We start from the raw sequence: 10597 nt of genomic DNA on the forward strand, positions 1-10597 counted from the left end.
ACGGTGAGGCGCTTCAGGAGCTGTGCCTGGACGGTGTGGGCGCGGGCACGGCCACAGGGGCCGGGCTGCTCCTCGTCAGCCCGCTGGCACCGGAGCCCGAGAGCCTGCCCTCCGCGACCACGCATGTCACGCAGGACACCTACTAGACGGTGTCCCCCGAGTTCGCCAGGGCGGCGGCCGAGGCCGCGGCGGCCCTGTTCGGGGCCGAGGCCCTCCAGGCCGAGACCTCGGCCCGCTCGGCCCGGGACGACCACCCGGTACGGAGCGGGTCCCCCTGGACTGGATGCACCGACCCGACCCCGTCCGCCGCCCAGGACGCCGCCACCGCCCGGCGCTGACCGTGCGGCGGTGCCGCCCGGGGGTCAGCACTCCACGACGTTGACGGCGAGACCGCCCTGACCCGTCTCCTTGTACCGCGCCGACATGTCCGCCCCGGTCTGGCGCATCGTCTCGATCACGGTGTCCAGCGACACGCGATGCGTCCCGTCTCCGCGCAGAGCGAGGTGGGCCGCCGTGGCGGCCGTGCCGGCCGCGACCGCGTTGCGCTCGATACAGGGGATCTGCACGAGCCCGCCGACGGGGTCGCAGGTGAGCCCCAGGTGGTGCTCCATCGCGATCTCGGCGGCGTTCTCCACCTGCGCGGGACTGCCGCCGAGCACCGCGGTGAGGCCTCCGGCGGCCATCGCGCAGGCGCTGCCGACCTCCGCCTGGCATCCGCCCTCCGCACCGGAGATCGAGGCGTTCGCCTTGATCAGCGACCCGAGGGCGGTCGCGGTGAGCAGGAACGTCCGCAGGCCGTGACGCGGGTCGGTATCGGCGCACACGAAGTCCGCCCAGTACCGGGCCACGGCGGGCAGGACGCCGGCGGCACCGTTCGTGGGCGCGGTGACGACCCGGCCGCCGGACGCGTTCTCCTCGTTCACGGCCAGAGCGAAGGTCCCGAGCCATTCACCGGGGAGCGCCGCGGCGGACGCACCGCTCGTGAGCTCGCCGTGCATCGCGGCCGCCCGCCGCACGACCCCGAGTGCCCCGGGCAGGACTCCTCGCGCACTCAGTCCCGCGTCGATGCACTCGTTCATGGACTTCCACAGCTCGTCGAGCCCGGCGTCGACGGCGCCCCGCGGCAGCCGCGCCTCCTCGTTGGCGCGGGCGATGTCGGCGATCGACAGCCCGTGTCGCGCGCAGTGCTCGAGCAGAGCGGTCGCGCTCGCGAACTCGAAGCGATCGCCGGGCGGCGTGCCGACCTTCTCCTCACGCTCGCCCTCGCGACGGATGAAGCCTCCGCCGATCGAGTAGTAGGTCTCGGTCGCGAGCGCCCCGCCGGATCCGTCGAGCGCGACGAGCGTCATCGCGTTGGGATGTCCGGGAAGGCGGGTGTGGGGCTCGAACGTGATGTCCCTCTTGGCGAAGGCGACGGGATGCCGGCCCGCGAGGGCGAGCTCCGTTCCCTCCGGCCAGTCCTGCCAGGCGTTGCGCACCGCCTCCGGATCGACGGTCTCGGGAGCCGATCCCCGGAGCCCGGCGACGATCGCGTCGGGAGTTCCGTGCCCGACTCCGGTGGAGGCGAGCGAGCCGAACAGCCGGCACCGGACGCCGGCGACCCGGGCCAGGAGGCCGGCGTCGGCGACACGGTCGGAGAAGCTCCGCGCGGCACGCATGGGGCCGACCGTGTGCGAGCTCGAGGGGCCCACCCCGATGGAGAACAGCTCGAACACGGAGACGTACGCCGACGGGCGCCGCGCCGTCATGCCCGCACCGCCGTCGCCGCGTTCCGGTGGCTGTCCCTCGGCAGCAGCGCCGCCGTCGCGGCCCCGCCGAGGGCGATGCACATCACCACCAGGTAGGCGACACGGAACCCCTCGGCACCCGGCGCGCCGGACCCGTCCGGAGGGCCCGCCGGGATGAGGGAGGCGACCACCTGGGTCGCGAGCGCACCGCCGACGGCCCGGCCGATCGTCACGAACGCGGTGGCCACACCGACCTCGTGCTCGGGCGTCCCGGTCGCGGCCGCGGAGAAGGCGACGGTCGACGCCGATCCCGCGCCGACCCCGGCGCACACCAGGGCCGCCACGATCGCCGACGGAGCCGGAGACGCGGCGGCGGCGACGAGCGCCCCGCCGGCGAGGACGAGCATCCCCGCCGCCCCCACCGCTCGGACACCGAGGCGCACGGCAACGCGGCCCGCGAGGGGGGACGCGACGCATCCGGCGGCGAACGCGGCCGCCAGGAAGAATCCCGTCTGCGTGGCGCCGGCTCCGAGACCGGACTCCTCGGCGGACCGCGAGATCTGCTGGGGTACGAGATAGACCAGGGAGGCGTACCCGGCGCCGATGCCGACGCCGACGGCGACGGAGCCGCCCACCGCACGCGATCTGAGGGTGTTGAGGTCGATCATGGGTTGGGTGACACGGCGCTCGACGAGCACCCAGCCGGCAACCAGGGCGCCGGCGACGACGAACAGGGCAAGAGTCGCGGGCGCCAGCCACCCGGCGGACGACGTGCTCGCCAGCCAGGCGACGGTGGCCACCAGCGCGAGCGCGAGGATGCTCGCCCCCGCCCCGTCGACACGGGTCGGGCCCTGCGGCTCGCGCGTGCCCAGCCGCACGCGGGAGGTGAGGAACAGCGCCGAGCCGGCGACCACGACCGCCGTCGGAATCCCGAAGAGTACCGTCCGCGACGTCGCCTCGATGATCGGTCCGGCGACCAGCACGCCGAGGCCGGCGCCGGCGACCGTGAGCGCGACCAGGCCGCCGCTCGCCGTCCTGATCCCCTGGTCCGAGAACAGGCCCCGCACCACGACGAAGGCGGTCGGCAGCACGCCGAGAGCGAACCCCTGGAGCGCCTGGCCCAGGACGAACAGCGGGAAACCGGGTGCGAGGGCGCTGAGGAGGCCGCCCGCCGTGACGATGCCCACGAGCACCGCCAGGGTCCGCCTGGCGCCGTGGACGTCGGCGAACCGTCCCGCGAGCGGCGTGACGACGACGGTCACGAGGGGCGGCGCGACCTGCGCGAGGGCGCCGGTGGCGGCGTCGACCCCGAACTCTCGTTGCAGGTGCGGCAGCGCGGGCAGGAGGAAGCTCTCCAGCGCCGCACCGGCGAGCACCACCAGGGCGAGCCCGGCGACGGCGGTGCGCCGGCCGCGGAGCGCGAGCGGTTCGGCGTCGTTCGATGGCGTCATGGGGTGATCCTTCGTTCGCAGTGGTGCCGGGGTGCGGTCGCGGCGTGGTTCACGACTGCCGGGCGCGGGCGCCGTCACGGGGTGCGGTCCCGCCACGGGCGCTCGTTCTCCAGGAGGCAGGCCACGGCGAGGAGCAGATCGTCACGCCCCCACGTCGCGGTGAGCATGACGCCGAGCGGGATGCCCTCGTCGGTCCAGCCGAGCGGGAGGCTGATCGCGGGGAAGCCCGTGGCGTTCGCGATGATCGTGTTGCCCGTGAAGCGGGTCATGCTCTCGAGCTCCGCGGCGGGGTCCGCGTCGTTCCGGAGTGCTCCGACGGGGACGGGCGGCCGGGTGACGGTCGGGGCGATGACGATGTCGGCGTCCCCGAACCGTTCCGCCCAGGCCGCGGCACGGGCCTGCACCGTGAGGATCGAGGCCGCCAGCTCGCCGGAGTCCGTGGCCCGGGCCCGTTCTCGCAGATGGCGCACGATCGGCCGGAGCCGTCGTTCGGCCTCCTCGCCGCCGGGGAGCGGCTTGGCCGCCGCGAGGGCGCCGAACATGCGCGAGAAGCCGGAGACGAGGTCCGCGTCGACGGGCTGGGGCCGGTGGTGGACGCGGTGGCCGAGCCCCGCGAGGGCACGCCCGGCGTCCGCACAGGCGTGCGTGATCCGCTCGTCCACCTCGCCGCCGGAGATCGATCCCTCCGCGACCACCACCGTGAGACGTTCGGCCCGCTCGTCGCACGCCCCGAGGAAGCCGCCGCGACGAGCGGGATGAATCGTGCCCACGGGCGCGGCGACGGCCATCGCGTCGAGCAGCGCCGCGGCGTCCCTGACCGTGCGGGCGAGCGGCCCCTTGGTGGTCAGGCCGAGGCCGTCCGCGCCGACGAGCCCGCCGGTCAGCAGCCCCCGGCTCGGTTTGAGGCCGACGACGCCGCAGGCGCTGGCCGGAGACCGCAGCGATCCCGCCGTGTCGCTGCCCTGGCTGACCGGCACGATCCCGGCGCCGACGGCGACGGCCGCTCCGCCGCTGGAGCCCGCGGCCGAGCGGGCGGGCGCGTAGGGGCTCCGGCTCGGTGCGCAGACCTCGGGCTCGGTGTAGCAGGCGGCGCCGAGCTCGGGGACGGTCGTCTTCCCGACGGAGACGAGACCGGCCGAGCGCAGCGTCCGCACGATCGTGTCGTCCACGTCGGGGATCCAGTCGGCGAAGAGCGCGGAGCCCATGGTGGTACGGATTCCGCGTGTGGGCTCGAGGTCCTTGATCGCCGTCGGCACGCCGGTGAGCGGGCCGGCCGTCCCGTCGTCGATCGCGCGTTGGGCGGCCGAGGCGGCAGCGAGCGCCTGCTCGGGATTGAGCGTCGTGAAGGCGCCGAGGGTGTCCGCCGAGGCGCGGTCGAGGGCCTTGGCGACGACCTCGACGACTCCGAGCTCGCGCCGCTCGTAGGCGGCACGCAGCTCGAGTGCGGTAGGAGCGGGGTGTGCGCGGTCGAGCGCGCCGGGGTCGCGAGGCGCGGGGCCGTGGGGAACAGGCTTCACCGGGTTCCGATCTCTGCGGGTTCGCAGCGCGGCGGGCTCGACCGCGCTGGCAATTCGTTACGCGTAACGATATAGTTCAGGGATGATAGCGCACTCCACGGGCAGGGCAAGGGCCGGGCGGAAAGCCTCCGTCGACCACGACCAGCTCCTCCAGGCAGCCACGAACATCGCCGACGACCACGGACTCGACGCCGTGACCTTCCGTGCTCTCGCCGACCGGCTCGGCGTCTCCCCCATGGCCGTGCACCGGGCGAGCGGCGGCATCGACGCACTCCGCCACGCGATGATCGCGGAGCTCGTGGAGGACACCGTCGCCGGCCTGACGTGGCCGCGGGACTGGCAGGGCGTCGTGTCGGTGTTCGCGCACGGCCTGCGGGACCTGCTGCTGCGGCACCCGCTCGTCCTCGAGGCGCACCGGCAGGCGTCGCTCGACGCTCCGGGCGCCGACGACGTGGCCCACCGCGTCGTCGAGGCCCTCGCATCCGCGGGCCTTGACCCGGAGACCGCCGCGTACGGCTACGCGGCGGTGCACGACTTCGTCACCGGGCACATCGCCATCCGGCTCGGCCGGGGCGAGCTCGAGCTGCTGGCCGTGCCCGCCGCCCGCCGCGACGCATCGGTCTTCATCGACCACCACGACTACGACCGCCGCTTCGAGGTGGGCCTCCACCTGCTCATCGCCGGTATCGAGGCGACGGCCGGATGACCGCCCCGCCCGCTCCGCGATCACTCGCCGCACCGCACGGGCGGACGATCACCTGGTGCGAGTTCGGGGATCCGCAGGGGATCCCGGTGCTCGCCGCCCACGGGTCGCCCGGTTCACGCTTGCAGCTGCTGCCGCTGCACGACGCCGCCCGTGACGCGGGCGTGCGGCTCGTCGTCCCGGACCGGCCCGGCTTCGGCGGCACGTCGAGAGCCCCGGACCACGGCTTCCACTCCTGGGACGCCGATGCGATCACCCTGCTCGACGCACTCGGGATCACGCGTGTGACGCTCCTGGGGTTCTCCGGCGGTGGTGGGTACGCCCTGGCGCTCGCCTCCCGCCTGCCCGCACGCGTCGCGCGCGTGGTGCTCGTGTGCGGCATGGTCCCCGGCGCTCCGCCGACCGCGCTGTCCGGCCGGATCTGCGTCGTCACGCTCCTGTACCGCGCCAGTCGCTGGGCGCCCACGCTCGCCGCCGCGATGCTCGAGGGACGCGGCCCGTTCGCCCGCGTCCGCGAGGCGAACCTCTCCGCGTGGCCCGAGGCGGACCGCATCGTCATGGCGGACCCGGACGCCAAGAAGCTCACTGCGGCGGACGCCGCGGCAGGCCTCGCCCAGGGCGCCCGAGCAGGCATCGACGACCTCGGCCGCTACCACCGGCCCCTCCCGTCCGGGCTCGGCGCCGTCCGGCAGCCGGTCACCCTGGTGCACGGCACCGCGGACGGCAACGTCCCGATCGGCGTGGCCCGCTGGGCCGCGGCACAACTGCCGTCGGCAACCCTGGTCGAGATCCCCGGCGCCGGGCACTACTTCGCCGTGACGTCGCCGAGGACGGTCGTGGCGGCGCTGCGCGGCGGGGCCCCGTTCCCGCGGCAGGTGGACGAGATGTACTGACCATGGAGGTTGGCAACATCCACCCCGGTCGACGTACAGCGAGAGGGCCTTCGGAACCCGGATGGATGTCTGACGTCCACACCGAGCACCAGAAGGCCCTCGGCGCCGCACGCTACCCACACCAGCCCCACCACCGCTCACCGGTGGGCCACCCGCTACCGGGCCCTGGGCCAAGCCGGGATGGCCGAGCAGGCGGACTGGTCCAACCACCGCCGCCTGCACGGAGTGATCGGGCTGGTCCCACGATGCCCTCCTCCAAGGGTCACGTGGTCCCAGGAACCAGAAACCCGACTCCGAAAAGCGCAGGACACACCAGATCGTGTGGGCGGCGGGGTTGCCGCCGATCCACCTGCACGGGCTGCGCCACGGGGCCGCGTCCCTGGCGTTGGCGGCGGGGGCGGACGTGAAGGTGGTCTCCACCGAGCCCGGTCACGCCACGACACATTTCACCCAGGACACCTACCAGACGGTGTTCCCCGAGGTCGCGAAGGCAGCGGCCGAGGCAACGGCGGCCCTTCTCCGGCCGGTCCGCGCATAGCGGCGCCGTAGCTCGACCGGGGAGCACACCAGGAGCGAAACGTCGCCCCACACCCCGGGCTGCGCGGGAGACTCACCCGTGCTGGCCTGGGGTTTCCTCATGTTCGGGGGTGTCATCCCATCGGATCAAAGGTCCCTTGGCCAGGACCTTCTTTGAACAGTCGGTTTCGCTGAACGATGCTGGGAGAGCTTTCACCAGATCCGGGTTCAAGACGTCTCGTGGTCTTGATGCTCAGCCGAGTGACCACAGTCGTAATCTGCCGTCCATACCGCTAAAGCTTCCCGTTGCCAGGGTGGTGCTGTCGGGACTGAACACGACGAAGGCCCCGCCACCTTCGTCTCCTTCGAGGGTGGTGATGGTCTCGCCGGTGTCGACGTCCCACAAGCGCACGTTGTCTCCCCCGTCGCCGGTCGCGAGGATGGTGCCGTCGGGGCTGAACGCCACTGAAGTCACGGTTCCGTCATGCCCGGTGAGGGTGTTGATGGTCTCGCCGCTGTCGACGTCCCACAGACGTACAGTGCTGTCATAGCTGCCGGTAGCGAGCAGGCTGCCATCGGGACTGAACGCCATCGAATACACGCCCCTGGCGTGTCCGGTGAGGGTGTTGATGGTCTCGCCGGTGCCGACGTCCCAGAGCCTGGCCCCGTCTTCGGCGCCGATGGCGAGGGTGGCTCCATCGGGGCTGAACACTACCGACCTCACCCCGTCGTCATCGGTGATGGTGGCGATGGTCTCGCCGGTGGCGGCGTCCCATAGCCCTACGGCGCCGTGGATGCTGCCTCCAGCGGCGAGGGTGGTGCCGTCGGGGCTGAATGCCACCGAGTACACCGGACCGTATCGTCCCGCGAAGGTGGTGGTGATCTCTTCGGTCATGGTGTCCCACAACCGAACGATCTCGTTCCCGACTCCGGTTGCGAGGGTGGTGCCGTCGGGACTGAACGCCACCGAATTCACTTCGCCGCCGCCATGGGTGAGGGTGGTGATGGCTTCGCCGGTGGTGGCGTCCCATAGCCCTACGGTGCCGCTGATGTCGCTTCCGGTGGCGAGGGTGGTGCCGTCGGGGCTGAAGGCCACCGAGCGCACACCACTGCTGTAGCCAGGTTTGACGTCCACCTCCCAGAGCTCGCTCGGCCCGGCTGTGTTCGTGCTCGATTCGGTCTCCCCGAGGCTGGTGGTGTTGGGCTCGCCGGTGTCAGTTCCGTACGAGTTCCACACGAGCAGAGCGAGGACGAGCATGAGGACGGTGGCGGTCGCCGTGCCGATGTACCAGCTTTTCCTCTGGCTCGGCTGTTCCCCGCCCGAACCGGTTCCTGCGGGGGCGGGCTGTGGGGAAGCCGCTGTCTCCGGAACAGGGGGTGGTTGTTGGACTCTGGTACGTCGCAGAGTGCCGTTCAGTTCGGTCTCAGCGGTGTCCGTGGAAGGAGAAGCTCGGGAAGAGGGGTGAGCTTTGAGCTGGGTGTCGATGACCGGGGGTGTGGGTGGGAGGTCACTGATCGGTTCGGCCTGGGACACGCCGGAGGCATGGGGAGGCGGCCAGGAATCGTGGAGGTTGAACTCTTCGAAGCGGGTGAGGATCTGGTCGGGGGTGGGACGCAGGGTGGGGTCGTGGTTCCAACAGTCGAGGATCAGCTTCCGGATGTCCGGGTCGAGGTCGCCGGGGTCGGGTGGGGGGCTGATGAGACGCCGGAGGGTCTCGGCCATGGTCGCCCCTGAGAAGGGGTTGGTGCTGGTGGCGGCGTAGGCGAGCACCGTGCCGAGGGAGAAGATGTCCGAGGCCGGGCCGACCCGGGAGCCGTCGGTCTGCTCGGGGGACATGTAGGGCAGGGTGCCGAAGACCGCGCCGTGGGTGGTCATGCTGTCGGCGTCCAACGGGCGGGCGATGCCGAAGTCGATGATGCGGGGGCCGTCGTTGGCGAGGATGATGTTGTCGGGTTTGAGGTCGCGGTGCACCAGGTCGCGGGCGTGCACGGCTTTGAGGCCTTCGGTGAGCCCGGCGGCCAGGGCGTGGAGCGCGGGTAGGGTGATGGGCCCGTGGTCGCGGACGGCCTGGGTGAGGGTGGGGCCGGGAATGTAGGTGGTGGCGATCCAGGGCGTCTCGGCGTCGGGGTCGGCGTCCACGACCTGGGCGGTGTGGAAGCCGCCGACGCGGCGTGCGGCGTCGGCCTCGCGGGCGAACCGGGCGCGGAAGCCCTCTTCCTGGGCGAGTTCGGGGCGGATCACCTTGATGACGAGCTGCCGTCCCGAGGCGGTTCGGGCCAGATAGACCTGGCCCATGCCTCCGGAGCCCAGCCGTGCGGTGAGGCGGTAGTCACCGATATGTGGGGGGACGGTGGGGTGCAGGGGTTCCACGGTGTCGGCCTTCTACCCGGAGCAGGGGGTGTTCGGGTGGGCTGTGTCTGTGCCGGTCGGGTGTGTCACCTGATTGTGGCGCGGGAACCCGTGGAGGGTAAGGGGTTGCGGCTGAAACGGCCGTATGTGGCCGGTCGGGCGGCAGGGCGTGAGGATGCCCCACGCGGGGCCGTCGGGGCGGCTGTGGGGCGCTGGCGGGCAGACACAGGGCACACCCCGCAGGGTCACGGGACGGCAAAATGCTCCGCGAGGTGGGGGCCCGCCTGTACGGGACCTTGCACTGGGGAGCACACGAGGAGCATTTCAGGCCCCGAACGGGGCCTCACACCTCGTCTGTTCGACTCGCGCACCCCGTTTGACCTGGGATTTTGTGGCGCACCCGGCAGGATTCGAACCTGCGACCCCCGGATGAGAAGTCCGGTGATCTGGTGCCGTCACGTGTCATTTCGTGCCGTTTCGTGTCGCCCCATCCGATGCGCCGTGTCGTCTGGGGCCGTGTGATGTCGCCGGGTGTCGTGCCAGTACGGAACTGAAGAGCACGAACGGAGCACACACGGCCGGTTGGCGGCATCCGATGGTACCTCGCGAGGTTCTCGTGAGCATCGGGCGCGTGCTTCGATGCTTTGGTCGCCACCATTCGGGGCGGCCATCGATGACAGGCGGGGCGTGATCGCCGCTGGGCACCGTGCGAGAGGATCGGGCCACCTCGACCTATCGAATGAACAACGAGGAAGCCATGGCGGACGAAGCGCAGGCGTGGGAACTCTTCCGGTTCGCGGACCTGGCGCAGCGTCGTCGTGGAGGTGGGGTGTGGTGAACCTCTGGTCAGCGGGGGAGTGGTACTACACCGCGTCCATCGTGTTGAGGAGCGGCTTCGTCAACGGCCGGGCCGCTCTGATGGTGTCGGCTGAGGACATGGACGACTGGGGGCGCTGTCTCGACGCCCTACGCGCAGAGGATAGGGCGGTGTGCCCTGTAGGCGATCGGACCGCTTGGTTGGAGGTGGTGCCTGAGGACCTGCTGGAGGTGACCGTGCGCGATACGCCATCGACACAGATCGCGGTGTGCGTGCCAATCGATGACATCTCTGACTGGGTGAAGGAGAATCGGCGGCGTCTGGAACGCGTTCGTTGCGCGAGCGGATGGTGAGTTGCTGCGGGTTTCGGTGTTGCGGGATTGCTTTCCGTTGCCCGCCTTGTCGATGGTGGCTCGAGGGCTTGATTAGAGTCGTTTCATGGTTTGTGTTGCTTGCCTGACGAATTATGTTGCGGATCGATAACGTCCCGCGTTGGTGCAGGTGAAAAAGGGGTGCTCCCCGCAGAGGCGGGGGTGAGTCCTGGATCTCCGAGTACGCGGTCAAGCTAAGAGCTCATCTCAAAAGTCCTGCGAGGTGGCCCTGTACCTGGGATGATCACGTGC

Annotated in this window: 8 protein-coding genes and 1 pseudogene; 5 read left to right on the plus strand and 4 right to left on the minus strand. The window is 71.5% G+C overall.

The features are described 5' to 3' along the window. The first annotated feature begins 149 nt into the window (after positions 1 to 149). A complete protein-coding gene (locus ACTVAJ_RS13845; protein WP_470388538.1) occupies positions 150 to 338 on the plus strand; it encodes a hypothetical protein in 189 nt (62 codons plus the stop codon). 24 nt (positions 339 to 362) lie between these two features. On the opposite strand, the gene ACTVAJ_RS13850 is transcribed toward ACTVAJ_RS13845, so the two are convergent. The 3 genes from ACTVAJ_RS13850 to ACTVAJ_RS13860 all read right to left on the minus strand — a co-directional run bounded on the left by ACTVAJ_RS13850 (position 363) and on the right by ACTVAJ_RS13860 (position 4695). Further along, the gene (locus ACTVAJ_RS13850) at positions 363 to 1748 is read right to left on the minus strand and encodes an L-serine ammonia-lyase (RefSeq protein ID WP_470388539.1); all 1386 of its coding nucleotides are present in this window, start codon (positions 1746 to 1748) and stop codon (positions 363 to 365) included. After that, positions 1745 to 3178: an MFS transporter gene (locus tag ACTVAJ_RS13855; protein ID WP_470388540.1), complete on the minus strand. Its 1434-nt coding sequence runs from the start codon at positions 3176 to 3178 to the stop codon at positions 1745 to 1747. Before ACTVAJ_RS13855 ends, ACTVAJ_RS13850 begins: the two co-directional genes overlap by 4 nt. A gap of 74 nt (positions 3179 to 3252) precedes the next feature. Beyond that, the gene (locus ACTVAJ_RS13860; RefSeq protein WP_470388541.1) at positions 3253 to 4695 is read right to left on the minus strand and encodes an amidase; all 1443 of its coding nucleotides are present in this window, start codon (positions 4693 to 4695) and stop codon (positions 3253 to 3255) included. A gap of 82 nt (positions 4696 to 4777) precedes the next feature. Between ACTVAJ_RS13860 and ACTVAJ_RS13865 the strand changes: the two genes are divergently transcribed. The 3 genes and pseudogenes from ACTVAJ_RS13865 to ACTVAJ_RS13875 form a co-directional block, all read left to right on the plus strand. Next, on the plus strand, positions 4778 to 5401 hold the full coding sequence (locus ACTVAJ_RS13865; RefSeq protein ID WP_470388542.1) for a TetR/AcrR family transcriptional regulator: 624 nt from the start codon (positions 4778 to 4780) through the stop codon (positions 5399 to 5401). Continuing rightward, a complete protein-coding gene (locus ACTVAJ_RS13870) occupies positions 5398 to 6291 on the plus strand; it encodes an alpha/beta fold hydrolase (protein ID WP_470388543.1) in 894 nt (297 codons plus the stop codon). The genes ACTVAJ_RS13865 and ACTVAJ_RS13870 overlap by 4 nt, the downstream gene beginning before the upstream one ends. Positions 6292 to 6604: 313 nt before the next feature. After that, positions 6605 to 6829 (plus strand): annotated as a pseudogene (locus ACTVAJ_RS13875) (tyrosine-type recombinase/integrase); the annotation flags it as partial. A 231-nt stretch (positions 6830 to 7060) separates the two neighbouring features. Here ACTVAJ_RS13875 and ACTVAJ_RS13880 read toward each other — a convergent pair. Further along, positions 7061 to 9178: a WD40 repeat domain-containing serine/threonine protein kinase gene (locus ACTVAJ_RS13880; protein WP_470388544.1), complete on the minus strand. Its 2118-nt coding sequence runs from the start codon at positions 9176 to 9178 to the stop codon at positions 7061 to 7063. Positions 9179 to 9988: 810 nt separating this feature from the next. Here ACTVAJ_RS13880 and ACTVAJ_RS13885 point away from each other — a divergent pair. After that, positions 9989 to 10327: a DUF5959 family protein gene (locus ACTVAJ_RS13885; RefSeq protein ID WP_470388545.1), complete on the plus strand. Its 339-nt coding sequence runs from the start codon at positions 9989 to 9991 to the stop codon at positions 10325 to 10327. The last annotated feature ends 270 nt before the right edge of the window (positions 10328 to 10597 follow it).

Source organism: Nocardiopsis sp. KDC1DS13DA1, assembly GCF_055632325.1.

What these genes read in the sequence shown, in the direction of transcription:
- ACTVAJ_RS13850 (WP_470388539.1), bottom strand. Translation starts at nt 1,748, where the DNA reads ATGACGGCGCGGCGCCCGTCGGCGTACGTCTCCGTGTTCGAGCTGTTC.
- ACTVAJ_RS13855 (WP_470388540.1), bottom strand. Translation starts at nt 3,178, where the DNA reads ATGACGCCATCGAACGACGCCGAACCGCTCGCGCTCCGCGGCCGGCGC.
- ACTVAJ_RS13865 (WP_470388542.1), top strand. Translation starts at nt 4,778, where the DNA reads ATGATAGCGCACTCCACGGGCAGGGCAAGGGCCGGGCGGAAAGCCTCC.
- ACTVAJ_RS13870 (WP_470388543.1), top strand. Translation starts at nt 5,398, where the DNA reads ATGACCGCCCCGCCCGCTCCGCGATCACTCGCCGCACCGCACGGGCGG.